21 protein-coding genes are annotated in these 26,233 nt (G+C 45.3%); 11 read left to right on the top strand and 10 right to left on the bottom strand.

Features of this window, described 5'->3' with window-relative positions; all coding sequences use genetic code 11:
• Positions 1-46: 46 nt before the first annotated feature.
• Entirely contained in the window at positions 47-2,968 is a 2,922-nt protein-coding gene (locus QUB06_RS00785) for an AAA family ATPase (protein ID WP_333433811.1), read from the bottom strand.
• A gap of 275 nt (positions 2,969-3,243) precedes the next feature.
• On the opposite strand from QUB06_RS00785, the gene QUB06_RS00790 reads away from it, so the two are divergent.
• The 3 genes from QUB06_RS00790 (at position 3,244) to QUB06_RS00800 (ending at position 7,688) form a co-directional block, all read left to right on the top strand.
• On the top strand, positions 3,244-4,659 hold the full coding sequence (locus QUB06_RS00790) for an MBOAT family O-acyltransferase (RefSeq protein WP_333433812.1): 1,416 nt from the start codon (positions 3,244-3,246) through the stop codon (positions 4,657-4,659).
• A gap of 5 nt (positions 4,660-4,664) precedes the next feature.
• The gene (locus QUB06_RS00795) at positions 4,665-5,636 is read left to right on the top strand and encodes a DUF459 domain-containing protein (RefSeq protein WP_333433813.1); all 972 of its coding nucleotides are present in this window, start codon (positions 4,665-4,667) and stop codon (positions 5,634-5,636) included.
• Between the two features lie 276 nt (positions 5,637-5,912).
• Positions 5,913-7,688 carry a hypothetical protein gene (locus QUB06_RS00800; RefSeq protein WP_333433814.1) on the top strand — a complete coding sequence of 592 codons (1,776 nt, stop codon included), beginning with the start codon at positions 5,913-5,915 and terminating at the stop codon, positions 7,686-7,688.
• Between the two features lie 111 nt (positions 7,689-7,799).
• Here QUB06_RS00800 and gloA read toward each other — a convergent pair whose 3' ends face one another.
• From gloA to QUB06_RS00820, 4 genes are all read right to left on the bottom strand, one after another.
• On the bottom strand, positions 7,800-8,228 hold the full coding sequence (gene gloA / locus QUB06_RS00805) for a lactoylglutathione lyase (RefSeq protein ID WP_006634328.1): 429 nt from the start codon (positions 8,226-8,228) through the stop codon (positions 7,800-7,802).
• A 74-nt stretch (positions 8,229-8,302) separates the two neighbouring features.
• A complete protein-coding gene (locus tag QUB06_RS00810; RefSeq protein WP_333433815.1) occupies positions 8,303-8,539 on the bottom strand; it encodes a hypothetical protein in 237 nt (78 codons plus the stop codon).
• A gap of 95 nt (positions 8,540-8,634) precedes the next feature.
• On the bottom strand, positions 8,635-10,890 hold the full coding sequence (locus tag QUB06_RS00815; protein WP_333433816.1) for a heavy metal translocating P-type ATPase: 2,256 nt from the start codon (positions 10,888-10,890) through the stop codon (positions 8,635-8,637).
• A 36-nt stretch (positions 10,891-10,926) separates the two neighbouring features.
• The gene (locus QUB06_RS00820; protein WP_333135789.1) at positions 10,927-11,121 is read right to left on the bottom strand and encodes a heavy-metal-associated domain-containing protein; all 195 of its coding nucleotides are present in this window, start codon (positions 11,119-11,121) and stop codon (positions 10,927-10,929) included.
• A 319-nt stretch (positions 11,122-11,440) separates the two neighbouring features.
• Between QUB06_RS00820 and QUB06_RS00825 the strand changes: the two genes are divergently transcribed.
• The 6 genes from QUB06_RS00825 to QUB06_RS00850 all read left to right on the top strand — a co-directional run bounded on the left by QUB06_RS00825 (position 11,441) and on the right by QUB06_RS00850 (position 20,406).
• Positions 11,441-12,163, top strand: coding sequence for a DUF305 domain-containing protein (locus QUB06_RS00825; RefSeq protein ID WP_333433817.1), 723 nt, complete (start codon positions 11,441-11,443; stop codon positions 12,161-12,163).
• A 348-nt stretch (positions 12,164-12,511) separates the two neighbouring features.
• Positions 12,512-12,709: a hypothetical protein gene (locus QUB06_RS00830; RefSeq protein ID WP_333433818.1), complete on the top strand. Its 198-nt coding sequence runs from the start codon at positions 12,512-12,514 to the stop codon at positions 12,707-12,709.
• Positions 12,710-12,924: 215 nt separating this feature from the next.
• Entirely contained in the window at positions 12,925-14,883 is a 1,959-nt protein-coding gene (locus QUB06_RS00835) for an efflux RND transporter periplasmic adaptor subunit (RefSeq protein WP_333433819.1), read from the top strand.
• A gap of 326 nt (positions 14,884-15,209) precedes the next feature.
• On the top strand, positions 15,210-16,499 hold the full coding sequence (locus QUB06_RS00840) for an ABC transporter substrate-binding protein (RefSeq protein WP_333433820.1): 1,290 nt from the start codon (positions 15,210-15,212) through the stop codon (positions 16,497-16,499).
• Positions 16,500-16,749: 250 nt separating this feature from the next.
• Positions 16,750-19,863, top strand: coding sequence for an efflux RND transporter permease subunit (locus QUB06_RS00845; protein WP_333433821.1), 3,114 nt, complete (start codon positions 16,750-16,752; stop codon positions 19,861-19,863).
• 39 nt (positions 19,864-19,902) lie between these two features.
• Positions 19,903-20,406: a hypothetical protein gene (locus tag QUB06_RS00850; protein WP_333433822.1), complete on the top strand. Its 504-nt coding sequence runs from the start codon at positions 19,903-19,905 to the stop codon at positions 20,404-20,406.
• Here the strand turns inward: QUB06_RS00850 and QUB06_RS00855 are convergent.
• The 4 genes from QUB06_RS00855 to QUB06_RS00870 all read right to left on the bottom strand — a co-directional run bounded on the left by QUB06_RS00855 (position 20,396) and on the right by QUB06_RS00870 (position 23,876).
• Positions 20,396-20,530 carry a hypothetical protein gene (locus QUB06_RS00855; RefSeq protein WP_333279970.1) on the bottom strand — a complete coding sequence of 45 codons (135 nt, stop codon included), beginning with the start codon at positions 20,528-20,530 and terminating at the stop codon, positions 20,396-20,398. The genes QUB06_RS00850 and QUB06_RS00855 overlap by 11 nt on opposite strands.
• Positions 20,531-20,650: 120 nt before the next feature.
• The gene (locus QUB06_RS00860; protein ID WP_333433823.1) at positions 20,651-21,595 is read right to left on the bottom strand and encodes an FTR1 family protein; all 945 of its coding nucleotides are present in this window, start codon (positions 21,593-21,595) and stop codon (positions 20,651-20,653) included.
• Positions 21,596-21,682: 87 nt separating this feature from the next.
• Complete coding sequence (locus tag QUB06_RS00865; protein WP_333433824.1) at positions 21,683-22,711, bottom strand: helix-hairpin-helix domain-containing protein; 1,029 nt, start codon at positions 22,709-22,711, stop codon at positions 21,683-21,685.
• Positions 22,712-22,871: 160 nt separating this feature from the next.
• A complete protein-coding gene (locus tag QUB06_RS00870) occupies positions 22,872-23,876 on the bottom strand; it encodes a multicopper oxidase domain-containing protein (RefSeq protein WP_333433825.1) in 1,005 nt (334 codons plus the stop codon).
• 307 nt (positions 23,877-24,183) lie between these two features.
• On the opposite strand from QUB06_RS00870, the gene rppA reads away from it, so the two are divergent.
• Both rppA and QUB06_RS00880 read left to right on the top strand, forming a co-directional pair.
• The gene (gene rppA / locus QUB06_RS00875) at positions 24,184-24,873 is read left to right on the top strand and encodes a two-component system response regulator RppA (RefSeq protein ID WP_333433826.1); all 690 of its coding nucleotides are present in this window, start codon (positions 24,184-24,186) and stop codon (positions 24,871-24,873) included.
• A gap of 77 nt (positions 24,874-24,950) precedes the next feature.
• Positions 24,951-25,190 carry a hypothetical protein gene (locus QUB06_RS00880; RefSeq protein WP_333433827.1) on the top strand — a complete coding sequence of 80 codons (240 nt, stop codon included), beginning with the start codon at positions 24,951-24,953 and terminating at the stop codon, positions 25,188-25,190.
• 206 nt (positions 25,191-25,396) lie between these two features.
• Here the strand turns inward: QUB06_RS00880 and QUB06_RS00885 are convergent.
• Positions 25,397-26,233, bottom strand: an 837-nt coding sequence (locus tag QUB06_RS00885; RefSeq protein WP_333433828.1) for a tetratricopeptide repeat protein, incomplete at its 5' end; no start/stop codon positions are given.

The following is a 26,233-nucleotide window of genomic DNA, read 5'->3' on the forward strand; positions in this document are numbered from 1 at the left end:
ATTTTTGGTGGAACAGGCATCTTGCCTGTTCCAAACTATTCGGCAACTACAAACTGTTACCTGTCAGCGCTGGGCGAGAATCTTTTTTGCGAAATTGCAAAGAGTTATTTTCGCAGTCGATCGCAATTGTATCACCCTCCACAAACGCATTTTCCAGAATCTTGTTAGCCAGCGGGTTTTCCAGCTCCCGCTGGATGGCGCGTTTCAAGGGACGAGCACCGTAAACCGGATCGTAACCAACATCTGTGATATGGTTTTTCGCCGCATCCGACAGTTCCAAAGTGATTTTTTGCTCTGCCAACAAACGCTCGATCCGCTTCACTTGGATACTGACTATTTGCCGCAGTTCCACCTTGCTCAAAGTGTGGAACAAAATTATTTCGTCCACCCGATTGAGAAATTCCGGCCGGAAGTGCGATCGCAGCGCTGTCATCACCCGTTTTAACATCTGTTCGTACTCTTGGTCTGTCTCCCGTTCTTGAGTCAATAAATTTTCATTTTCACTCTTCTCGGCAGTATCGACTCGCTCGGCCGACACCTCAACAGTACCATCGGCAGCCACTTTATAATCTGTCTTTTGACTTGACAAATCTTTCGTTTCCTGCTTCCGACTAGCAGGTTTTTTGACGGTTTTTTCCTTCTTAGTAAACACGTCTAAAATGTGATCGCTGCCGATATTGCTAGTCATCACAATTACGGTATTTCTAAAGTCAACCACTCGACCTTGAGAATCGGTAATTCTGCCGTCATCCAACACTTGCAGCAAAATGTTAAATACGTCCGGGTGCGCTTTTTCCACTTCGTCAAACAGCACTACCGAATAAGGATGTCTCCGCACTGCTTCGGAAAGTTGTCCCCCTTCATCGTAACCGACGTATCCGGGGGGAGCTCCTACCAACCGGGAAACGCTGTGTTTCTCCATGTATTCCGACATATCGATGCGGACGATCGCATCATCGCTGTCAAACAAAAACTCCGCCAACGCCCGGGCTAACTCAGTTTTTCCCACGCCTGTCGGGCCCATAAACAAGAAAGAGCCGATCGGCCTTCCGGGGTCTTTCATGCCCGCCCTAGCGCGCCGAATTGCCGCCGCCACGGCTGTTACAGCTTCCTCTTGACCGATGACTTTTTGGTGCAAGTGTTTTTCCAATTGCAGCAATTTTTGGCGTTCGGATTCTAACAATCGGTTAACCGGAATGCCCGTCCATTTGGCGACAATTTCCGCAATATCGCCCTCAGTAACTTTTTCCCGCAGCAGGGAAGAACCTTGAGCTTGCTGTTTCAAAAGTTCCGCTTCTTTCGCTTCGCGATCGCGCACCGCAGTTTCCAACTTGCCGTACTTTAACTGTGCGGCTTTATTCAAATCGTAAGCCCTTTCTGCTTGTTCGATTTGCACTCGCAGTTGGTCTTCTTCTGCTTTCAATTTATTGATTGCATCCAACAACTGCTTTTCGCCCAACCACTGAGAAGACAATTTTTCCTGCTTGACTTTTAAGATGTCAATCTCCGATGTGATGCGTTCGACGCGGAAGCCGAGCCCAGGGGCTAGAGCACCTTTTCCTTCGCCTTCGATCGACAATTTTTCCATTTCCAACTGCATCACCCGGCGGTCGATTCCTTCCAATTCCACAGGTTTAGAGGTAATCTCCATTTTCAAGTGGGCGGCCGCTTCATCTACGAGGTCGATCGCCTTGTCCGGCAAAAAGCGATCGGAAATATAGCGAAAAGACAGAGTTGCAGCAGCTACCAGGGCCGAATCCGTAATTTTTACCCCGTGGTGGCGTTCGTAACGGTCTTTCAATCCGCGCAAAATCGAAACAGTATCTTCCACGCTGGGTTCGCCGACAAATACTTGTTGAAATCGACGTTCTAGTGCAGGATCTTTTTCAATATTCTTGCGGAATTCGTCGAGAGTTGTAGCGCCGATGCAGCGCAATTCGCCTCTCGCCAACATGGGTTTTAACAAATTTCCCGCATCCATCCCCGAACCGGAACTGCCACCGCCTCCGGTGCCGACAACTGTGTGCAATTCGTCAATAAATAGGACAATTTGCCCGTCGGAATCTATGACTTCCCGCAGAACAGACCGCAATCGTTCTTCAAATTCGCCCCGGAATTTTGCCCCAGCAATTAAACTCCCCATGTCGAGGCTAAATAGCTGGCGATTTTTCAAAGATTCCGGTACGTCGCCGTTGACAATTCGCTGGGCTAAACCTTCGGCGATCGCAGTTTTTCCGACTCCCGGATCGCCAATTAACACCGGATTGTTTTTTTGGCGGCGGGAAAGAACTTGTACCACGCGGCGGATTTCCTCGTCGCGGCCAATTACTGGGTCGAGTTTGCCGGCTTTGGCGGCTTCTGTCAAATCGCGGCCGTACTTGCTGAGGGCGTCCGAGTTAGCTTCCCCATCTTGATCTTGGGCTTTAGCGTTGCTGCGGCTGCCTTTCCCCGTTTCGGAATTTTTTTCTTGGGCTTTAGCAGTGGCGCGGAAAGATTTGATGGCTTCTTCGAGTTTTGGTCGATCGAGTGTACCGGCTGGGGGTTTGCGATCGTAACCGGGGCGGCCCGGCGGCCCGTCGCCTTTTGTCAGCAACCTGCGGCCGACTCGTTCGTCTTCTACTAAACCAATTAATAAATGTTCAACGGCGATAAAATTATCTTGCCAAGTCGCCCTGGTGGCCTCGGCAACATCTAACATAACTTCTAAGCCGCGACCGAGGTATAGTTGGTCAGCGTTGGCAACTCTGGGCTGTCGTTTGGCAAAAGCATCTAACTGCTGGGCCAAGCGGGGGGCATCGACTCCAGCTTTGCTGAGAATGCTGTTGGCCTGCCCTTGCTGTTCGAGAAGGGCGATGGCTAAATGTTCAACCTCTAGCTGCTGATTGGCAAAGCGGCGGGCTACATCCTGGGATTTGACAATGGCTTCCCAGGCTTGATCTGTAAATTTGCTAGGGTCTGTTGGCTGCACGTTGGTTCCTCGCAATCAAGGGGATTCCTGTTGTTATCCGTTAATACATCGTCTCACAACCATCATAATCTTTAAACAGGATTATGAATTTATGAGTGCGGTTAACTAGGGGGGAAGTTATGACCTAATTGACCTCTTGCAAAAGCTTACAGTCCGCAATCCACCCCGAAATTTGGTGCGTTCAGACCGACTCTGGCGATTCCCTTGGGGATAGGTTCGCTGGCTGTACTTATAAAAATATTGCCACAAACAAGATTTTTTATCGGCTGAGATTTATGCTATTTCCCACTTACCAATTTTTAGTATTTTTCCTCATTATTTTTAGCCTGATCGTCTCGGTGAAACCCCAAGTCGATTTGTATAAAATTGTCTTGTTAGCTTCGAGTTTATTATTTTATTCCTTTTGGAGCTTTGACTTTCTCTTGCTCCTCATTTTCTCTACAGTCTACAATTATATCATTCTCCGGCTTCTCGGCAACAGTAAGTATAAAAAAATTGCTTTCATCTCCGGCTTAGTTTTCAACATTGGCTATCTCGGCATCTTTAAATATTGCAACTTCTTTGTAACTTCTTTATTTGAGGGACTGAACCAGCTACAAATTCCAGCCAACTTTCCCGTTTTGCAAATAATCGCCCCCGTCGGCGTGTCGTTCTACACTTTTAGAATGATTTCTCATTTAATCGACTGCTACCAGCAAAAAATCCCTTGTCCGAAATTTGTAGACTATGCCGCCTACATTACCTACTTTCCGCAAATTGCCTCCGGGCCAATCTCGCGAGCTCGCGAATTTTACTGGCAGCTAAATTCACCGGAAAAATACGACTATAAAATTGAAGAAGTTATAGTTGTGATTTTGTCTGGACTCTTCAAAAAATATACTTTATCGAGCTTTTTGTTTAACTTCACTGACTTGCCATTCAAAGTCCCCCAGCAGTACAGCAGCATCGATTTAATCCTCGCGGCAATTTCCTATTCCTGTCTAATTTACGTAGATTTCAGCGGCTACTCGGATTTAGCCAACGGCATCTCGTGTTTGCTGGGTTTTAAACCCATTGCGAACTTTAATATGCCATACAGATCGCTCAGCCTGCAAGAATTTTGGAAACGGTGGCACATCAGTCTTTCCGAGTGGCTGAGGGATTACGTTTACTTTCCCTTTGGCGGCAACAAATACGGCAAGTTGAGGAAGTACCTAAATTTACTGATGACAATGGCGATCGGCGGATTTTGGCACGGGGCAGGTTTAAACTTTATTTTCTGGGGAGCAATTCACGGTTTAGGATTAATTGTCAACCATTTATGTAAAGATATCCCCCAAGCTATCCACTTTAAATTAGACTATGCCTTTCCCAGAGTTGCTAAATTTTGCAGTTGGCTGCTAACATTTACTTTTGTTACTTGTAGCTGGGTATTTTTCGGCACTCCCAACTGGGAAACGGCGGTGAGTTTTTTTGAAAGAATTTTCCATCCTGCAGTCGCAACTTTTCAATTTAACTTTTGGCAATTGTATTTAGTAATTGCAGTCATTGGCGCGATCAACTTGTGGGGCGATCGCATCGCGAAACTATTGCAAACCTTATTGTCATTAAAAAACATTTTCTTTCGGGTTGTCTTAGTTTCGCTGCTCGTGTATACTATCTTGATGTTGGGCCCTAGTACCGTTCCGCCTTTTATTTACTTTAATTTCTAAGAAATATGAAAGACCGGGAATTTTTGCTAATTGTTACTTCTGTCATTCTCACTTTAATATTTTCAAACTTATCATTATTTCTGAAAAGCTTTGCTTCAACTCCTTTCGCCAGTGCAGAAATTAAAGAAGCAGCGCGCCAGATCGAAATAGACGGTTTCAGAAAATCAGAACAAAATTTTTGGAGCAAAATTAAAGATATTAACTTCGATAGCCTCCCCAAAGAATCAGAACTTCCTCCGGTCAAAACCGAAACAAAAGCGGCCGTTAAACCCCCAAAGCCTGCTAATGCTAAAAAACCAACCCCAGCTAAACCTAAACTAACCAGACCTTATCGCAGATTTTTATTTATTGGAGATTCCGTAATGTTCGACTTAGGAATTCAACTCCAGTACACTCTTAAGAAAAAATACAATATCGCCGATACGAAAATCGACTACAAGGTATCGACCGGATTAAATCGGATAGATTATTATGACTGGTATGCCAGAACTCGCCAAATTATTAATAATTACCAGCCGGATGTAGTGGTAGTTTTGTTCGGTGCCAATGACCGTCAAAATATCATTGATTCTCAAGGAAAAGGTCGGGCTGTTATGACAAAAGAATGGCAAAAAGCTTATCAAGAAAGAGTTGAAAAATATGCCAATTTACTTGATTCGTCATCGGTGAGAAAAGTGTATTGGGTCGGTCAATCGATGCCTAACAAATCTTCGTATCTCAAAGCTTTTCCCATCATGAACGATATTTATAAAAATGCCAGCAAATCTTCAGCCAAAATCGAATTTATTTCTACTTGGGACACTTTTGCACAAGCAGGAAGATTTGTGCCAGTAGTGGCTAATAAATCGGGGAAGCGAGGTTATGTAAAAAATAATGACGGCTTGCACTTTACCTCCCACGGGGCTCAGATTATCAGCGACTTAATAGTTGACCAAATGGTGAGCGACAAAATCTTAAAACTTCCGACAAAAAAATGACTATAGTAGGTTGGGTTTCGTGACCCAACCTAAAATTTTGACATTTCACTGGTTACTGCAAAATTATATATTGAGTTAGGGGCGCGCCTTTGCCTTGCTAAACCCGGTTTATCAGAAAAATCTGGGGTTTAGTCAGGAGAAATTTACTGGTGAAACCGGGTTTATAACTCCCTATGCCTCCAGGACTAATATTGACAAAAAGCAGCAGTAAATGTAATGCTGAATTTAGCATCAAACAACGGCGTCCATATCTAGTAATTGTCCTGGGGACAAATTATGACGAGCAATATGTGGAAACTCGATCGCAGTAGCATCCCTGAGTCGATCGGGTGCAGCGGCACAGCGCTAATCTTCATTCTCACTAAATATACTCAACCCTGGCAAAGAATAAACATAGTTGAAAAAATCCTGCAACAGTGCGGGAGCGAGCCTTTTGCTGAAGTTGTGGGCGTAGCGAAAAGCGGAATATTCAGAGAAAATATACCCGAGTCCGTCAGAAAACCGCATCCGAATTTGCTGTTTCGCGCTTTGGGGATTCAGGCATTGGGAAAGGTGCGAGATGAGCTGAGAGCAAGTGACAGAGAAGGTAGAGCAAGTGATTTTAGCAAAAATCTGCTGGCGGCGTTAGAACAAGAAGCGCGAAAGGGATCGACTCCTTTAATTCGGTGGTCTGCGGCTGTTAGTATTAAGTCAATTTGGTTGGATGAAGCAGGGCAACGACAAAACAAGGAATGTGCTGTCAATGTCACAATCAATGCAGGGGAAATTGAGCGGCTGGTTGTAGAAGAGCAAATTAAACTGTTAGCAAGCAACAAATTTGCTTTGGGCGACAGTAGAAATGACAGCAGTAAGGAATATGAGAATTGTCTAGATTTTTGGGTGTACGGCCCGAGCTGGCTGCTGCCGGGTATGCCAATGGATTGCGAAGAATATCTGTTTTGGATCGAGAGAGTATTTGCTGCGATCGCAGTTACGGGTTCCTACAAATTGAATCCCAAAAAGGATGCAGGCGCAACCAACTTTTTGGAAGCTGCGGAAAAGAATTTTAATGACTTGGAATTCTCCAAAATACTTGCCAAAATTTTTGAGTTCCTGCACCACCCGGAAGCGAGAGTCAAAAATCTAGCTGTAATTATTTTAGAACCTTACAAAGACAAGCTTGACCGGAAATCGGCGCTGATTCTGACAGCCCTAGTATATAAATTTAATGTAGTAAAACATCAGCCCTTAGAAGGTTTGACTATTCCCGAAATAGAGGAGTGCAAAGCGTCACTGTATCTAGATAAAATGGAAATTGACAAGGTGTATAGTGAGGCTTTGTCGCTGTGCGGCGATCGGGATGTCGAGATGGCAAGTTTCTTGTCAGCTAAACAGAGTGAAGACCAAAATACGGTAGACGAGCAGATCAACAATCTCAGCAAGTTAGTTAAGTCGATCGTAGATTGCCAGAGCTTGTTAGATGCTAATAGGGAACTTTTGTATTTGACTATAGAGCGGCTGCAAAAATGGGATTACACCCTAGGCCATAAACTGTCTGTGCACCGCAAGAAACTCCAAAACCTCAGTTTAGACAAAAGCACCTCCGAGCAGTGCATAAATCTCGACAACGAGCTAAATTCTATCAGAGATTCTTTGCAATATACTTTGTATGAAGTAACATCCAAAATTAACAGCCTAATTAGAGATTTAGAACTTTCTGTGTCTAAGAATAATAAGACTGCCACAGATATGTTTAAGTGGACATGGGTATTGTTGGGGGTGTGGTTTTCAGTAGGGCTGCTCTTGTATATATCGGATTCAGTGATTAACTCGATGTTTACCGTCAGCTACACAAGCGAATTTGTAGTTTATTGGACTATTTTCTTTATTGTGATGGTGGTATTTTTGTTAGTATTAGCTGTGTTTTTTTCGGTACTCGCTGCTTTAGACAAGCGCCGAGAATCTAAATTAATTCCTAAATTTGATAGCTTAAGCCAAATAGGCACCAGTTTTTCTATTTTGTGGCAAAAGAGTTACTTGCAGCAGTTTGTACCGTCGGTGCGATCGAATTAAAAGTGTTGAAAACCCCTAAATCCCCTCAGTAGGGTGCGTCACAGAAACAGTTTCAACTTAACTCAAAAAGTTTGTTTCTGACGCACCCTACCAGGACTAGGAGGACGAACTCTAAGATGCGCTCGCCGCACTTACTTTCTGGGCGTTGCTACCTTGATTTGCCAGTTGAATTAATTCAACTTTATATCCATCTGGGTCTTGCACAAAAGCGATGACTGTTGAACCGTGCTTCATCGGGCCGGGTTCGCGGCTGACTTTACCGCCGCGGGCTTTAATTTCTTCGCAAGTACCGTAAATGTCGTCAACGCCGATCGCAATGTGACCGTAAGCATCTCCCAAATTGTACTCTGTGACGCCCCAGTTGTATGTTAACTCCAAAACTGTAGTGTCTGATTCGTCGCCGTAACCGACAAAAGCCAGAGTAAATTTACCGTCTGGATAGTCCTTTTGCCGCAGCAATTTCATGCCCAGAACCTCGGTGTAAAATTTGAGGGATTCTTCCAGATTGCCGACTCGGAGCATCGTGTGTAGTAGTTTCATTTAGCTCACTCCAAATTTTTTAAGCTTCCTCAATTTTAGCCATTTCTTGCTGGAAAAAACCGCGCCGGCAAAGTTTACCTGGTTTTAGCTGGCTTTTTACGGAACAAAAACCACCATAATTCTAAACCAATTAATGTCAATCCGGCTGCTGTTACGCCAATTTTTAAACTTAACGGCTGTTCGATATGCCGAAATTGAGCGGTTGAATTTGCAGGAGGGATTGATATTTGATTTGCTCGAACTCCCGATGCAATTCCGAGCATAATTCCTAAACTTCCGAGGCTTCCTAAGATTTGACGTTGGTTCAACATTTTTAAAATTTATCCGAGTTTATGCAAGAGATGTGCGTTAATAAATCGATGGATTGTGCGCCTTGCCTACCAGGAGGTTTGGGGAAACTCCTAATTTAGCCACTAGATTTGGCTTGAAAATTACGCAATCGCAAAGCATTACTAACTACAGAGACTGAACTGAAAGCCATTGCTGCACCGGCGATAATTGGATTTAGCAGCCAGCCAAAAATGGGGAACAAAATGCCCGCCGCGATCGGTATTCCAGCGATGTTGTAAACAAACGCAAAAAACAGATTTTCGCGGATGTTCCGCATGGTGGCGCGGGAAAGTTTAATTGCTGTAACTATGCCTTGCAAATCTCCTGAAATTAAGGTAATGTCGCTGGCTGCGATCGCCACATCGGTGCCGGTGCCGATCGCAATTCCCACGTCTGCTAAGGCCAAAGCCGGTGCATCGTTAATCCCGTCTCCCACCATCGCGACAATTTTTCCTCCGCGTTGCAGGGCTTGGATTTGAGCTGCTTTTTGGTCTGGTCTAACTTCGGCAAAAACGCGAGTAATGCCCACGGATTGGGCGATCGACTCCGCAGTCGCGCGATTATCCCCCGTCAGCATCGCCACCTCTAAACCGAGCTTTTGAAGGGCTTTCACCGCCTGCGCGGACGATGGTTTGAGAGCATCGGCAATGCCCAGAATTGCCTCTATTTTGCCTTCTACAGCCATCCAAACAACCGTTTTGCTCGCAGCTTCCAAAGCTCTCCCGCGCAGTTCCAGATATTCAGTATCGCAGCCTAGTTCCTGCATCCACCTCAGCGTTCCCAGGGCGATCGACTTTCCGGCTACAACTCCGCGCACACCACTCCCCGCGATCGCCTCAAAATCCTTAACATCCGTCAAATTAACCTCTTGAGATTGAGCGTACCTCACAACAGCTTCCCCCAAAGGATGCTCCGAATTTCGTTCTACAGAGGCCGCCAATTGCAGCAACTTTAACTCATTGCTGTTCGCCGTTCCTTTAATTGTCACAAAATCAGTTACAGTCGGCTTGCCTTCTGTGAGAGTTCCTGTTTTATCTAACACGATAATTTGGATTTGGTGAGCCAATTCTAAACTCTCGGCTCCTTTAATTAAAATCCCATTTTCTGCACCTTTACCAGTTCCCACCATCACAGCAGTCGGAGTCGCTAAACCCAAAGCGCAGGGACAGGCTATAATCAGCACCTCCACCATTGTTACGATTGCTAAAGTGATATTTCCAGTCGCGTTAAACCAGATAATAAAAGTAGCTAAAGCGACGGCAATTACTACAGGAACAAACCAACCAGTCACTTGGTCGGCTAACTTTTGAATCGGTGCTTTTGAACCCTGTGCGTCCTGCACCATCTTGACAATTTGAGCTAAAAATGTATCTTTGCCAACTCTTGTCGCCCGAAACTTGAAGCTGCCAGTTTTGTTAATTGTGGCTCCGATAACTTCGTCGCCAAGCTGCTTTTTAACGGGCAAACTTTCTCCCGTAACCATTGCTTCGTCTACCGTCGAAGCACCCTCAATAACATCTCCATCTACAGGGATTTGCTCTCCCGGCCGCACCTGCACGATGTCGCCAATCTCCACTTGGGCGATCGGCACTTCTAATTCTTCCCCGTTGCGAATTATCCGAGCAGTTTTTGCTTGCAAACCCATGAGTTTGCGAATGGCTTCGGAAGTCTCTCCCTTCGCCCGATTTTCTAGGGTTTTCCCCAACAAAATTAAGGCGATAACGCTGGCTGCTACTTCGTAGTAAACGCTAGGAGTCAAACCTTGCGCCGTGAAGAAACCGGGAAAAAATGTCACAAATACAGAATAAAAGTAAGCAGCACTCGTACCCAAAGCAATCAGGGTATCCATTGTTGCTACACGCCGTTTTAGGGATTTCCAAGCTCCCACATAAAACGATTTGCCGCACCAAAATTGTACGGGTGATGTCAGGACTAATTGCAGCCAAAAATTGTGCAGCCATGCGGGAATAAATGGCAGATGCAAGCCAGTCATCGCTGGAATAGATCCCACAACTAGCAGGATGCTTATGATACCTGATGTCCAGAGTTTCCGCTGCAATGTTTGAGATTCAGATTTGCGATCGGCTTGTTCGGAATCATCCTCTGTCGCCGCCATTTCTTGAAGTGGCAAAGCTTGGTATCCCGCATCATCAACCGCCGATTGAATTGTTTCTAAGTTGGTTTGCTTGGAGTCGTATTGGATGGTTGCTTGTTCCATCCCAAAATTGACACGACACTCAAGTACGCCGGGAACAGATTGAATTGCTTGTTCGATAGAGGAAGCACAAGAAGCACAACTCATGCCCCGCAATTTAAGTGTGAGATTGTCCATATATGCCATCCTCAATGAGACATTTACCCTTTGTCTTTAAATAGTTGGATAGCCCGCAGATGCGATCGCTTTCCTAACTTCACTTTCCGACTTAGCGGTTTGAATCGTGACCAATTTTGTCTTGAGATCCGCCTCAACACCAGCGGCTGAGTCAATGGCTTGGACTGCTTTTGTTATTGTATTCGCACAAGCAGAACAAGCCATCTTAGGAACTTTTAGCTGTAAAGTCATAGTTTGAACCTCAGCAGAAACTACTCTGCTCAATAAATGAATTAACTCCATTGTAAAGTCTCCTGTTCACTGGAGAGTCAAGAGGAATTGCGAAATAAATCCGAAATTCTCAAAAAAGTGGTTTGACACGCTACCCATAAGGGTAAGGCGCGCACTGTGCACCCTACATAATTCGGTTGTCAGTCCTGTAAATCTTAAATTTGATTTCGATCGACGGCACAGCAATAATTCTTTACAATTCCGAGGCAAAAATTTCATCCTAATTTCATTTATATGTGGAAAGCTGAAGATAAATGGCCGTTTTAAGGATATAAAATCGATGAAACCAATTTCATTAAAAACAGGCTTTGCAGCCCTGATATTGACCGCCACAGCCGCTTTAACCAGCGGAGTGCTTGCAGCTTGTTCAAAAGCCCCTTCCAGTGAAACTCCAGCCCCAAACGTTACGGCTGCAACCGAAGCAAACAACAAGCAAAACGTGGCCCAAGGCGGTGGCATGAATCATGGCATGAATCATGGCACGAATCACGATATGTCAATGGATTTAGGCCCTGCTGATGCCGACTACGATTTGCGATTTATTGATGGCATGACAGTACACCATCAAGGTGCTGTAAACATGGCAAAAGAGGTGCTGAATAAATCAAAACGCCCGGAAATGAAAAAACTTGCCACTGATATAATTGCTGCTCAAAACCGCGAAATCAATCAAATGAAAGAGTGGCGAAAAGCTTGGTATCCCAAAGCCAGCAGTACCCCGATGGCTTATCACGCTCCAATGGGTCACATGATGGCAATGACTCCCGAACAAATGCAAAGCATGATGATGAGCATGGATTTAGGGGCCGCTGACGACCAATTTGACTTGCGATTTATCAATGCGATGATTCCTCACCACGAAGGAGCTTTAGTGATGGCTGAAGATGCTTTGAAGAAGTCAAAACGCCCGGAAATGAAGAAATTGTCTCAAGAAATTCTGAGTTCGCAAAAGCAAGAAATTGAGCAAATGAAACAGTGGCGGCAAGCTTGGTACAAACAGTAATTTTGCTCACTTCAACAAAACGTGACCCAAATCCCGAAAATGAGTGACCTTAATCACAGTAGCTCAAGAGTTCCGAAAAGACTTGCTTCACCAAAGCAAGAAATTGAGCAAATGAAAAAGTGGCGACAACCTTGGTAGACAAAGTAATGTAGCTCGACAGTGGCTGTCAGCATTGGTCTGACTCCACCTCAGTTTCCTGAGAGTACCTACACATACTGTAGATAATTGAGCCGTCCTACCTCTAAAGTCGTAGAAAGTTACGTAAGAATACTGTAGACAATGGATCTGCCCTACCTCTAAAGTAATAGATAGGTCAGCAAAAAGCTATATACATAGAGAGGGTAGTTTATGATATTGAATACCTTGGAATTAAACAGCACTTATAAATCAAATGCAGCCGTAGATGAGCTACTGAGCGAATTGACAAAAGAAATTGCAGCGCCAGCAGAGATAAAAAAACCGGAAAAAAATCTACAGCACAATCGCTTGTCATTAGGCGAAACTTATCTTCGTATTTTAGAATCTGGTGGGCATCTGGGCTGCTGATTCAAAATTTTCTCCTAATTTCATCCTAATTTCATCCTAATTTCATTTGACCGTGAAATACTAGGTTGAGTAGAGCATTTCTAGCTCTTGGTCATTGCTTAGCGGTCGCTTCTTGGAAAATGCTAATAAGTAACTTTACTTAAGGGGTATAACTTACTTACTTTGGCAAAATACCAACTGCTAAACCTGTGGCACTCAACCTGATTTCAAGGACAATGCCAACGATGATATTCCACAAATATGCTCAATGTCCGGCAATTATTAGCAGCTTTTCGGGAAGTTTGCTCAGCCTAATTTTGCTAAGTTCTCCTGCCGCTGTGTTTGCCCACGCTGGCCACGGAGATGAATTTCAGCATAGCGACGAAGCAACTGAAACTCCTACTGCTATTTCTGTCGATGCCGCAACAGCAAAACGATTAGGAATTAAAGTTTCCCCTGCAGCTCGCCAGCGGCTAGATATCGGCATCAAAACCACAGGACAAATTGAAACTTTACCCAACGAAAAAGTAGAAGTTACGGCTCCTGTTGCTGGGAAAGTAATAGAGTTGCTGGTTAAGCCTGGGGACAAAGTATCAAAAGGCCAACCCGTTGCGGTGTTATCGAGTTCAGAATTAGGACAGTTGCGGGTTGAATCTCTCTCGAAACGTGCCGAAGCTGAGGCAGATTTGCAGCAAGCGGAAGGCGATCTCAAACTAGCACGAGAAAATTACGATCGCCAAAGTCAAATATCCGCAGCAGAAATCGCCCAAGCCCAAACCCAATTGGCAGCGGTAACTAAGCAGTACCAACAAGAACAAGAATTAGTAAACAAGCGTTCAGTTGTGCAAGCCGCTAAAGAAAACTATCAGCGTCAAGTTGAAATAGCGCAAGCCGAAGTAGCGCGGGCAGAAACAGAATTAACTATTGCTAAAGAACAGTTCGATCGCGACAAAGAATTAGTGGCATCAGGGGCGATCGCGCGGCGCACAATGCTGGAATCGCAAGCCCACTTCGCCGAAGCAACAGCGGCTGTTGCTAAGGCAAAAAGCCGTCCAGAAGTTATCAAAGCCCAAACCGAAATTAAACAAGCCGAAGTAGACCTCCCAATGCGGGAATTGCGGGAATCTCAAGGCAGAGTAGCAGAAGCAAAAGCTCAACTTACCAGAGCTCAGAGCCGCCGGGAAGTCCTAGAAGCCGAGAACCAAGTCAAACGCGGCAAAACTGCCGTCGAAGTCGCTCAGTCGCGCATTCGCTTGGCTGACGCAGCCTATCAAGCGCGGCTCCAACAATTAGGAACTGTTGCCAACGATCGAGGACTCGTTACCGTAGTTGCTCCGATTTCGGGGACGGTAGCCGATCGCGAAATCACCCCAGGAGAGTCAGTAAACGCTGAAAAACCGTTGATGAGTCTCTTAAATGACAGCCGCGTTTTTGCCACAGCCAATATTTACGAAAAAGACCTGAATAAAGTAAAACAGGGTCAGGAAGTCAGGGTAAAAGTCGCTAATTTACCCGATCGCACTTTCAATGGAAAAATCGCCTTAATTGGGTCATCCGTGTCAGGAGAAACGCGGGTGGTGCCGGTCAAAGCAGAACTAGATAATATTAACGGTGAATTAAAGCCAGGACTGTTTGCTGAGTTGGAGATTTTAACCGACAAAACTGCCACAAATATTTTAGCAATTCCGAGTGCGGCGGTAGTGGATGTTAGCGGGAAAAAAACCGTTTACGTCCAAAATGGCAATGCTTATCAAGCTGTTGAAATTGAACAAGGTCAAACGGCCGGAGATTTAGTTGAAGTGAAGAGGGGTTTATTCGAGGGAGATTTGATAGTAACGCAGCGAGCACCTCAACTTTACGCACAATCTTTGCGGGGTGGCAGCAATAAACACTCAGAAGACGAGGCAAAGAAAGAGACATCTCCAAAGGTAACAGAAATTAATTTTAATAATTTACCCGTGTCTTTATGGTGGGCGGGAATAGGGGGAGGAGTTGCGATCGCATCCCTGACTTTTGCAGCAGGGGTTTGGTGGGGAAATCGGCGTAAATTGCCAGCAATAGCAGCGGATTCTGGAAACAATGCTGCAAATAATGGTTTTTCCGCCTCTACATCGACCTGGGACGAGGAATTGCTGTTAAACAATAACAACCATCACGTTAAAAATACAGAGACAGAAGTCAAGAGTTTGAAGTAACAGCACGACACGGAAGTCACGGATATACGGATAGCTGTTTTTATCAATGCCCAATGCCCAATTCCCAATGCCCAATGCCCAAATTATTAAATGTTCAGCACAATTCTCAGATGAGTAATTAACCGCCGCTGGTTATAGCGGTTCTCAATAAAATGAGGTACACACCGCTCGCAACTGATGCCCTATGCCCGCGAGAGCGGCTCATGTTACTGAGAAAGGCTATAGTTGTTCTCGCCTTATCCCAGTTGGCGAAAGTTCGGAGTAAGATACAATTACCAATTACCAATTCCCAATTCCCAATTTCCAACTACCAATTACCTAACTAAATGTTCAGCAATATTGTAGTTGCACATACTCAATGGGGAAGTCCTAAGATGTTTAAGAAAAGTATCTTTACTCAAATTCTCACCTCGTTCATCACTTTTGTACTGGTTGTTGCTTGCAGTCAAACCAATCAACCTACCACCACCACCACTAATACTCCGAGCAATACACCAGCAGCAGCTACACCCAATTGGGGCACTGCCCTGCCAATTGGAGCAGCATTCTCGCAAACCAGCAACTATGCTCTTTTAGCTCAGGAATCAGTGGGTGGTGTCAAAATTGCTGAGAAATATTTCAACGACAGGGGAGGTGTTAATGGTACTCCTATTAAAATGGTGTTTCAAGACACTGGAGGAGATGAAGCAGGAGCCATCAACGCCTTCCAAACTCTAATTAATCAAGATCGAGTGGTTGGCATTGTTGGGCCATCGTCTTCTCAGCAGGCATTTAGTGCCAATCCAATCGCAGAACGAGCAAAAGTGCCAGTCCTTGGTGCATCGAATACTGCCAAAGGGATTCCTGAGATTGGTGAGTATATTGCGCGTGTCTCTGCACCTATTTCGCTTGTAGCTCCCAATGCAGTAAAGGCAGCGCTTAAGCTTAATCCTAAGATTAAAAAAGTCGCTGTCTTTTATGCTCAAAATGACGCTTTCACGACATCGGAAACAGAAATTTTCCAGCAAGCGATTAAAAACCAAGGGCTGGATATCGTCACCGTCCAAAAGTTCCAAACTACTGACACGGACTTCCAAGCTCAAATTGGTAATGCACTCGCTCTCCAACCCGACTTAGTTGTTATTTCAGGATTGGCAGCCGATGGAGGTAACTCGATCCGGCAACTGCGGGAACTGGGTTATCAAGGTACGATCGTTGGCGGCAATGGTTTGAACACGTCTAATATCTTCTCGGTGTGTCAAGCACTCTGCGATGGTATTATCATTGCTCAAGCCTATAGTCCCGAAGCCCCCGGCGAAATCAATGCTGCCTTCCGCGATGCTTATGTAAAGCAAAACAAGAAGGAACCACCGCAGTTTAGTGCTCAAGCCTTCACTGCCGTACAAGTATTTGTGGAAGCCTTGAAAGCTTTGGATAGTAAAACCAAACTCAGCGCGTTGTCATTGGCAGAGTTACGCACAAAGCTGAATCAGCAAATCCTAGCTGGAAAGTACAATACCCCTCTCGGTGAAATTGCCTTTACCCCTGAAGGTGAAGTTGTACAGAGCCAGTTTTATATTGCTCAAATCAAGATGGATGTAGATGGAAATAATGGCAAGTTCATCTTTTTGAAGTAAGTCAAAAGAGTGCATTTTATATGATTTGAGATTTGAGATGACTTATGAATCCGGGTGAAATTTTTTAAAATTTCATCCTAATTTCATTTTTGGGTGTCAAGCTAAATAGAATGGGTATTTAACACTGTTCAGCCAAGGAATCGCGGGGAAAGCTACGGCAGCCGGAGCCTTTAATATCTGCTAAATTTTATTGTTAAATAGTCGATCGCCCAACGGTGGCTGGTAGTCATCACCTCTATAAAATTATAAAATGTTCAGCACTATTCTTAGATGGGTAATTAACCGCCGCTGGCTAGTCGTTATCGCCACCATTATTGTTAGTCTTTGGACATTGTATATCATCCCCCAAATGTCCCTTGATGTCTTCCCTCCTTTTGCACCCCCGCAAGTCGAAATTCAGACGGAAGCACCGGGACTCGCGCCGGAAGAAATCGAGTCTTTGGTAACACTACCGATCGAAAGTGCGATTAATGGAACTCCTGGGGTGACAGCAGTGCGATCGTCTTCGGCTGTGGGCCTTTCTGCGGTTAAGGTAATCTTTGATTGGGGAACTGAAATTTATCAAGCGCGGCAGTTGATCACAGAAAGGTTGCAGCAAGCGCAAAGCAAACTCCCGGCTGGGGTAGAAACACCACAAATTTCTCCCACAACTTCTCCTGTGGGCACTGTTATTACCTATGCTTTTACGTCAGAAACTACTCCTTTGATGGAAGTGCGGCGTCTGGTTGATTGGCAAGTCACAAATCGGCTTTTGGCAGTGACTGGCGTTGCTCAAGTGGTGGCTTACGGTGGCGAAGAAAGGCAGTATCAAGTATTAGTAGAACCTGCAAAGTTGAAAGCTTTTAATGTGTCTTTGCAGCAAGTAGCTGAAGCGGCGGCGGCTGCGAATGTTAACGCGCCGGGGGGGTATTTAATTACGCCGGATCGAGAAACTTTAATCCGGGGGGTGGGGCGAATTGAGTCTGTGGAAGATTTGCAGCAATCGGCGATCGACTCTCGCCACGGAACACCCGTCCGAATTTCTGATGTCGCTGATGTCAAGATTGGTGCTGCAATCAAGCGGGGCGACGGCAGTTTTAACGGCAAAAAAGCTGTGATTGTGATGGTAAACAGACAGCCGGTTGCTGATACTCCGACGGTAACGAAAGCGGTGGAGGCAGCAATGGCTGAGGTGCAGGAAGCTCTCCCAAAAGATATTAAAGTTACTGTGACTTTTCGACAGGAAGAATATATCAATTCCTCGGTGGAGAATGTGCGATCGGCTTTAGTTGAAGGCAGCATTATCGTCACCCTGATTCTCATCCCGTTTTTGATGAATTGGCGAACTCTGGCGGTTGTTTTGCTAGATTTCTTTCTGACTTGGCTGTTGGCGCTGCTGGCGATGTATTGGATGGGGCTGGGGCTGAATACGATGACTTTGGGGGGTTTGTCGGTGGCGATCGGCACTGCGATCGACGATGCGATCGTCTATGCGGAAAATACCTACCGCAATTTGAGAGAAAATACGTCTTCTCTTCATCCGCGCCCGGTAATGGATGTGATTTTTGACGGCAGTCAGGAGGTGCGCGATTCGTTAATTGGAGCGACTGTTATTGGCATTGTGGTGTTTTCTCCTATTTTTACTTTGCCCGGTGTAGAAGGTCGCATTTTTACACCGATGGGGATTACTTATCTGGTAGTTGTGGTGATTTCTAGTCTGGAATCGCTGTTAATATCTCCGGCCCTTTGCGCTATTTTATTGCCTAACAAACGTATGAGTGGTAAAGAACCTTGGCTGCCGAGATTTTGCAAGCATATTTATCATTCTTGTATCAGGATATCAATGCGTTATTCGGCGATTATTTTAGCTTTTGCTGCTGCTAGTATGGTGGCGGCATTAATTATTTTGCCATCCTTTGGACGGGTGTTTTTGCCGGAGTTTCAGGAGCAAACTTTGGTGAATACTATTATGCTTTATCCGGGGGTGTCTTTGGAGACAACAGATAGCGCGGCTTTTGCTATTGAAGATGCACTGAAGGATGATACCAGGTTTCAATACGTGCAAGTGCGATCGGGCAGAGCTCCGGGTGATGCTGATGCTGCGGGAGTTAATTTGGCTCACATTGATATTGGTTTAAGCGAGGAGGGCATGAAAAACAGGCCGAAAACTTTGGAAGCGTTGCGGCAGGAGTTTGGTAAATTGCCGGGAGTTGCACCAAATATCGGCGGTTTTATTTCTCACCGGATGGATGAGGTTTTATCTGGTGTCAGAAGCCAGATTGCTGTCAAAATCTTTGGCCCGGATTTGGATCAACTTCGCAGCATCGGTGCGAAAGTTGAAGAGCAAATGAAAACAGTTGAAGGAATTGTGGATTTGCAACTAGAACCCCAGGTGCCAGTGCAACAAATTCAAATTAAGTTTAACCGTCAAGCTGCGGGTAGATACGGTTTAAAGATAGGAGAACTTTCAGAAATAATTGAAACAGCTTTAAACGGCAAGGTTGTTTCTCAAGTTTTGGAGATGCAGCAAACTTTTGATTTAGTTGTTTGGTTGCAGCCTGAAGCCCGAAACAACCTAGAAACTATTCAGAATTTGCTGGTTGATACTCCAAGCGGCAACAAGATTCCCCTCGCCCAAGTTGCGACTGTCAAATACGGTACGGGCCCCAATACGATTAATCGCGAGAATGTTTCTCGCTTGATTGTGGCAGCGGCTAATGCTAAAGGTAGGGATTTGCGATCGGTTGTGAATGAAATTCAAGCTAAAGTAAAACGAGAGGTAGAGTTGCCTTTTGGCTATTTTATCCAGTACGGTGGTCAATTTGAAGCCGAGCAAAGAGCTTCGCAAAATATTATGATATTTAGTGCGATCGCCTTTTTGGTAATTACAGTATTGATGTACTTGTCCGTCAAGTCAATTCCTTCAACTGCTATGATTATGATTAATTTGCCGATCGGATTAGTAGGAGGAGTAATTGCGGTAGCTTTGACTGGCGGCATCATCTCTGTAGCTTCCCTGGTTGGCTTTGTCACATTATTCGGCGTTGCTACCCGTAACGGCTTGCTTTTAGTAGACAACTACAACACTAAATTTGCTGAAGGACTGCCTTTTAAGGAAGCAATTATTAAAGGTTCGATGGAACGGCTCAACGCCATCTTGATGACCGCTTTAACTTCAGCTTTGGGTTTAGCACCTTTAGTATTTGAAGGTGGGGCGGGCAAGGAAATTTTGCAACCCCTGTCTGTCGTAGTTTTAGGAGGGTTATTTACTTCTACAGCACTAACTCTGTTAGTTTTGCCAGCTTTGTATGCTCAATTTGGGCATTTTTTACGACCTCAACAACCTCAGCCAGTTATTGAAGACGGGAAGGTAGTTAAGGTGTGATATTTTCTAATTATTGTCCGTCAGCAAGGAGTCAAACCAATGAAATCGCTCAAGTCAAATTTAATTGTTCTAGGTAGTGTTGGATTGCTGTTTTTGGGAGCTTGCAGTAAAGGCGACCAAGCAAGCGATACAAATAACAGCCCGACATCCAATCCAGCAGCCTCTCAAACTGCGCCTTCACCTCCAAATGCTTCCCCGGCAGCAACAGTTAAAACAGAGCATACGAAAACATCTCAAGGAGGCCAAGTTGTCGAGTCGGGAGCTTATTACTTAGAGTTTCTAACTCAGAAACAAGCAACCGGAACTCACTTAGATATTTATTTGAAAAAAGGGGACAAACGCGAACCAGTTACCGACGCCAAAGTCATCGCTCAAGTGCAGTTAGCGAATGGAAAACTACAAACTCTGGAACTCAAATACGACGCTGAGGGCAAACATTACTACGGGATTTTTCCAGGTACAGAAGCCGGACAATATCCAGTGAAAGTGATAGCGGATATTAAGGGAGAAAAAGTTGACGGTCGTTTTACCTTCAATCAATAGATGGCTGATTTCCTGGGAGCATCTCAGATTTGCAAAAACACTTCTTTCTTCTTCCTTCTGACTCTTTTCTCCTGGCTCCTGACTCCTGACTCCTAATTCCAATTTCGAGCTTTGCTGCTTTCATTGAGATGCTCCCGATTTCCTAATGCGCTCTAACTTATGGGCGCATTAGTGATGAGCAACAAACAACTGCCTCCTGAATTTCGACTACAAAGCCGATCGCGTTTCGATCGCACTTAATTTCCTATTTCGTTACCTGAGTTTTCTTAAACGGAAAAAAGACTCGACCGGCCAAACTTTGAAAATAAATCCCGCCCACGGTAATTAAAAAGACGAAATAAGCGATCGCCTGCACCACATAAAGCTTCTCCGTGTAGCCAAACAACGCACTCAACAGCAAACCGGGAAACTTGTCTTCTGGAAGCAGTTTTGAGGTATTCCAGACCATTGGGCCGAGAATGCAAGAGTGGATTTTAGTAAATCTTTCGTAATAGAAACACAGCGCTGCTGACTCGCGATTTGCTTGCGATAAAATATTCACCGCGCTGTCAAATAATCCCAAAGTAGATACCACTAAACCCGCTACAATGAACAGCAATAAAATGCCCATATATTTAAAAAACAGGCGGATATTAATTTTGACTCCCCATTTAAACAGCAGGACACCAAGTCCGGTGGCTGAGAGAATGCCCGCCAAAGCGCCGAGGGCTGGAATAATGCCTTGTTGAAACTTGGCGACGACAAACAAAACAGTTTCAAACCCTTCGCGCAAAACGGCAATAAAAACTAAACTAAATACGCCCCAACCGGCATGAGAGTTTTGCGTTAAGGCGGCACTCACAGCGCCTTCGACTTCGGCTTTCATAAATCGCGCTTGCTTGGTCATCCAAATCAGCATCCAGCTCAGCATTGCTATTGCTATAACCCCAAAGGTGGCCTCTAGCAGCGATTCCATAATCGGTGCAAAAGGCTGATTGGATGCGGACAAAATTTGAAGAGTCCAGCCGAACAGTACACCTATCAAAGCGCTGGCAATAATTCCAACGCCAACACCGCCGAAAACCCAAGGACTTAAATAACTTTGGCCTGATTTTTTGAGGCAAGCGAGAACAATTCCGACAACTAAGGCGGCTTCGACTCCTTCGCGGAGAGTAATTACAAAGGTGGGCAATGCTTCGCCAAAATTCATTTTTTTATGGTGGGAATGGGACTGGTTAAGGAGCGAGGTAATTGGCAGATTATTTACCAATTACCGCTCTTGATGAGAGTAATGTTTTTAAGAGGCGGGTTTGAGAACTTTTTGGCTGTCGCTTTCGATCGCTTTAACTAGCTGGTTGACTTGTTCGGTGGTTTTTACGGGGGCGGCGGGTGCGATCGCAGTTGGCCAATTTGCCTTAAGTTCAGTCATGTTGGCAACAATTGCTTTGTCAATTTCCGGGCTGGTTTTAGCCACTTGATCGGCAATATCTTTGTACAGGCTTTCCGCGTACATGACAAAACCCCGCGAATCTTGATATTCAATAATTGCGGAAATCTTGCCGTTAGCAACTGCGGCTCCGTATTCGGAATTAGCTGTATCTAGCAAGCCGTTAATCACTTGCAGCACGAATTTCGGATCTTTGCGCTGTGCTTCGGGAAGGGCGGCAATTGCTCCATCAACTGCTTGCATTGATGTGTTAAATTCTGCTTTCACTTGAGCCGGATCTTTTGCACCCGCTTTAACTAAATCCTGCAATTTAATTAAAGTAGCCTTAAATTCAGGAATTTTACGCTCGTTTAGCTGATCTTCCACATCGGCATAAATTTCTTCGACTGGATGCCCGATGTGCGGTTCGGCTTGGTCGGGTTTGCCTTGATCCAAGAGTTCTTGGGCTACGAAAAGATGCCCTTTCATCAAGCCAAGTTTAGTCATGTAATCTACATCTCTGGGTTCGCCTGTCAGCACCACATTTTCAATAGTTACCAAGTCTTTGATTTGGTCGAATTGGGCTTGAGTAATGACATTTTTTGAGACTAATTCTTCGACTTTTCCGTAAGGGCGGCTGGCTTGAATTTTGTTAGAAAGTGCCGGTACTCCTAACTTGGCTTCGAGTTTATCTAACTCTGAAAGAATGGCAGTATTGATGTTGATGCCGCCTTTGCCCCCGTGATTCCCGCTGTGACCGCTTGTGGATGCGGGACTGGCTGTGGCCACGGGTGAGGGTGTGCTCTCGGTGTTGCTGGCTGTGGGGGAAGCGCAACCAGCCAGAGCAACGAGGATGGCTGTAGCAGTGACTGTAGGTAATAAGCGAAAGGATGGTAACATGGCAGTTGCTAATTTTTATGTTATGTGCATTTGGTTTCGCAAGTTATTAAGAATAATTCTCAATTATTTGCGAGCTATTCATTCTACCTATTTGCGATCGAGCTTGTCAAATAATTTCATACTTTATTTGAATCGGCGCACTCTGGTAGCAGGATGTGGTTTAAGTGATGACTTCAAATACCCCCATGCAGCCTGCTTCGGCGATCTCATCTTGATGGGGATGAAACATATATTTTCCGGCGTAGCCGTAGGTAAATTCTAAGATATGTCTTTCAGCTACTCCCATTGTGATTACATCGGTTCTTTCACTGGGAGTCAAAGTCATTCCCGTGCGATATACGTCAAAAAAGTTGGCGTGCAGGTGAAAAGTTACTGCAGCTTCATACTCAATCATGTTGAGAACGTACAGCCGGATTAGCTGATTTCGGTAAATAGGGATCGGGTTGTTCATATAATAATTGGGCAACCCGTTAAAAGCGTATAGTTCGTTTTTTTTGTCGTCGTTTACGTCGTATCCTCCCATGATTAACAAGATTTCATCGGCGGGAGGGCGGGCTTTTGGCGGATCGATGATGAACATTCCATAGAGTCCTTTACCTATATGGCGAGTTACGGGCTCAATATGGCAGTGATATAAATGCACTCCGTAGGGATTGGCATCGAATTCATAAATAAATACCGAACCGTGTTTCACTGGTTTAACGCCATCCATTTCGCTGGTATGAACGCCGTGAAAGTGCAGCGAATGAGAATCTCCGGCTTTGTTATAAAAAATGACGCGGATGCGATCGCCCTCTGTTGCCCTCAATGTTGGCCCCGGCACGCGATTGTTGACATTCCAGGTGTTGAAAGTGACGGCGCTGTTAAGTTGGACGATCGAAGTATTAGCTTCCAGGCGAAATTCCCGAACCGTGCGCCCGTTTTCGCGCGTCACCGTGCCATAATCAAAATCCCGCGCAATTTGCATCGGGTTGATATTGCTGATGGTGACTGCATCTGCGGGCATTGGCGGTACTCTCGCCACAGCCGATCGTTTTTGGGCCAAATTTTGCAATGCGATCGCGCCGCCCGCTACCCCAGCACCAGCTATTCCTAGCTGTAGTAGTTGGCGGCGACTCCAGCGCCCCGGCTTTTTCATGGCGGGGCGATCGGATAAATCTGTCATACTTATTGAAAATTTTTATCAAAAATTTACTCGTGGTTGATTATAAGACATTACCAGCTTGTTGTCAATTATTGTCAACAGTTATGTTTTTCTGGGAAGCCAATCGATTTTAGATTTTAGATTTTAGATTTTAGATTTTAGATTTATTCCCGTCAGTCAGCCTGCGCGTTGGAAGGAATCCGGGGGCTTGCGATCCAATTAGTTTTGGTCATAAAATTTCATGCTGATTTCATCTAAGTATGCGAGCTTATATGTTGGGGGTCGATCCGTAACAATGTATAAGGATGTACCGCTATAAATTAGAGTTATGAGAGTTTTGCTAGTTGAAGATGAGCCCGATTTAGGGAAAGCGATCGATCGCACTTTAAAGCAGGAAAAATATATAGTTGATTGGGCTTTGGATGGCAGTGAAGCTTGGGAATATTTAGACAGTCAGTGGACGCAATATAACCTGGCTATTTTTGACTGGTTGCTACCAGGATTGTCAGGATTGGAACTGCTGCGGAGATTGCGTGCTAAAAATAGCGCCCTGCCCGTCTTGATGCTAACAGCAAAAGACCGAATGGAAGATAAAGTTGCGGGATTGGATGCCGGGGCTGACGATTATTTAGTCAAGCCGTTCGGGATGGCGGAACTGTTAGCAAGATTGCGGGCTTTGCAGAGGCGATCGCCCCAAATTCAACCGCAACAGCTACAGGTAGAAAATCTGGTTTTGGACTGCGGAAATCGAACCGTGTGCCATCTCGATCGAAGTGGTAACAGCCAGATAATTTCTCTAACAAACAAAGAGTTTCAACTGCTAGAATACTTTATGAAACATCCCAACCAAATTATCACTACTGACCAAATTCGGAATCAGCTATGGGAGGCGAGTGCAGATAGCTTTAGCAATGTGGTAGCAGCTCAAGTGCGCTTGCTGCGGCGCAAACTTGAGTCGGTTGGCGGCGCTAATTTAATAGAAACCGTTCACGGCGTCGGATACCGCATGAGAAATTAAAGCTGTAGGGGAAACAGCGTGCGGATTATATCTCGTTTCCCGTATCTGGCTATAATATAGAAAATTAGATCGTAAAAATGACTGCTATGAAAGATTTAATCCAACAAGAGTTAGAAAATCTCGATATAGAACAACTCAAACAAGTATTTGAATTTATTGCCTTCCTAAAATTCCGTGCCAGATTAGGTACTGTTCCCGCAATCGATGAAACTAACTTAGCTGCCCTCTACGGCGAATTTGCCGAAGAAGACCGACAACTTGCGGAACTCGGAATAAGCGAATATGCAGAACTCCTAAAACATGAGGATTTGGCATGACCGCCCCGTATAAAAAATGTATTATTTCCCGGAGAATCTTTATGTTAATAGGAATTCGGCACGGGTCAGCAACCTGATTATTTAAGAGACCTCTTGCAAAAGTCCTTTTAATCAAATTTTGGGACGGGCTAGAAGCCCATCTCACAAGAAAAAAGATTTTTGTGGGACGGGCTGGAGAGCCCGTGCCAGCTATTTTCGCAAGAGGTCTACTTATCGAGTAGGGTTTTCTCTGCTGCTGAGAGATTGCCAGATTTGGAGCGAGCCAATCTTAGAATTTTTAGAGCTATTCCCTCGCTTTGGCGGTCTTTAATTTCTCGGGCGATCGCCAACGACTGCTGAGCGTACTCGATGGCTTTGGCGTAGTCACCGAGGGAAAAGTAAGCACTTCCCAGATTTTCCAGAGTCCTTCCCTCGCTGTGGCGGTCTTTAATTTCTCGGGTGATCGCCAACCCCTGCTGTTGGTAGTCGAGGGCTTTGGCGTAGTCGCCGAGGTGAGCGTAAGCAGTTCCCAGATTTCCCAGAACTATTCCCTCGCCTTGGCGGTCTTTAATTTCTCGGGCGATCGCCAATGACTGCTGAGTGTGTTCGATGGCTTTGGCGTAGTCTCCGAGGGAAGTGTAAGCACTTCCCAAATTTCCTAAAGCGGCTCCCTCGCTTTGGCGGTCTTTAATTTCTCGGGCGATCGCCAACCACTGCTGTTGGTAGTCGAGGGCTTTGGCGTAGTCGCCGAGGTGAGCGTAAGCAGTTCCCAGATTTCCCAGAGCTATTCCCTCGCTGTGGCGGTCTTTAATTTCTCGGGCGATCGCCAACCACTGCTGTTGGTAGTCGATGGCTTTGGCGTAGTCGCCGAGGGAAGTGTAAGCACTTCCCAGATTTCCCAGAGCTTTCCCCTCGGTTTGGCGGTCTTTAATTTCTCGGGCGATCGCCAATGACTGCTGTTGGTAGTCGATGGCTTTGGCGTAGTCTCCGAGGGAAGTGTAAGCACTTCCCAGATTTCCCAGAGCTTTCCCCTCGGTTTGGCGGTCTTTAATTTCTCGGGCGAT

Origin of the sequence: Microcoleus sp. D2_18a_D3, assembly GCF_036702455.1 — a bacterium.
In the GTDB taxonomy this organism is placed as follows: domain Bacteria; phylum Cyanobacteriota; class Cyanobacteriia; order Cyanobacteriales; family Microcoleaceae; genus Microcoleus.

Excerpts from the sequence above, each read along its gene's own strand:
- QUB06_RS00855 (WP_333279970.1), bottom strand. The coding sequence starts at position 20,530 with ATGAAAGCAGCAAAGCTCGAAATTGGAATTAGGAGTCAGGAGTCAGGA.
- QUB06_RS00795 (WP_333433813.1), top strand. The coding sequence starts at position 4,665 with ATGAAAGACCGGGAATTTTTGCTAATTGTTACTTCTGTCATTCTCACT.
- QUB06_RS00865 (WP_333433824.1), bottom strand. The coding sequence starts at position 22,711 with ATGTTACCATCCTTTCGCTTATTACCTACAGTCACTGCTACAGCCATC.
- QUB06_RS00870 (WP_333433825.1), bottom strand. The coding sequence starts at position 23,876 with ATGACAGATTTATCCGATCGCCCCGCCATGAAAAAGCCGGGGCGCTGG.
- QUB06_RS00835 (WP_333433819.1), top strand. The coding sequence starts at position 12,925 with ATGCCAACGATGATATTCCACAAATATGCTCAATGTCCGGCAATTATT.
- QUB06_RS00845 (WP_333433821.1), top strand. The coding sequence starts at position 16,750 with ATGTTCAGCACTATTCTTAGATGGGTAATTAACCGCCGCTGGCTAGTC.
- QUB06_RS00820 (WP_333135789.1), bottom strand. The coding sequence starts at position 11,121 with ATGACTTTACAGCTAAAAGTTCCTAAGATGGCTTGTTCTGCTTGTGCG.
- QUB06_RS00860 (WP_333433823.1), bottom strand. The coding sequence starts at position 21,595 with ATGAATTTTGGCGAAGCATTGCCCACCTTTGTAATTACTCTCCGCGAA.
- QUB06_RS00790 (WP_333433812.1), top strand. The coding sequence starts at position 3,244 with ATGCTATTTCCCACTTACCAATTTTTAGTATTTTTCCTCATTATTTTT.
- QUB06_RS00825 (WP_333433817.1), top strand. The coding sequence starts at position 11,441 with ATGAAACCAATTTCATTAAAAACAGGCTTTGCAGCCCTGATATTGACC.
- QUB06_RS00815 (WP_333433816.1), bottom strand. The coding sequence starts at position 10,890 with ATGGACAATCTCACACTTAAATTGCGGGGCATGAGTTGTGCTTCTTGT.
- QUB06_RS00810 (WP_333433815.1), bottom strand. The coding sequence starts at position 8,539 with ATGTTGAACCAACGTCAAATCTTAGGAAGCCTCGGAAGTTTAGGAATT.
- QUB06_RS00880 (WP_333433827.1), top strand. The coding sequence starts at position 24,951 with ATGACTGCTATGAAAGATTTAATCCAACAAGAGTTAGAAAATCTCGAT.
- gloA (WP_006634328.1), bottom strand. The coding sequence starts at position 8,228 with ATGAAACTACTACACACGATGCTCCGAGTCGGCAATCTGGAAGAATCC.
- QUB06_RS00840 (WP_333433820.1), top strand. The coding sequence starts at position 15,210 with ATGTTCAGCAATATTGTAGTTGCACATACTCAATGGGGAAGTCCTAAG.
- rppA (WP_333433826.1), top strand. The coding sequence starts at position 24,184 with ATGAGAGTTTTGCTAGTTGAAGATGAGCCCGATTTAGGGAAAGCGATC.
- QUB06_RS00850 (WP_333433822.1), top strand. The coding sequence starts at position 19,903 with ATGAAATCGCTCAAGTCAAATTTAATTGTTCTAGGTAGTGTTGGATTG.
- QUB06_RS00800 (WP_333433814.1), top strand. The coding sequence starts at position 5,913 with ATGACGAGCAATATGTGGAAACTCGATCGCAGTAGCATCCCTGAGTCG.
- QUB06_RS00830 (WP_333433818.1), top strand. The coding sequence starts at position 12,512 with ATGATATTGAATACCTTGGAATTAAACAGCACTTATAAATCAAATGCA.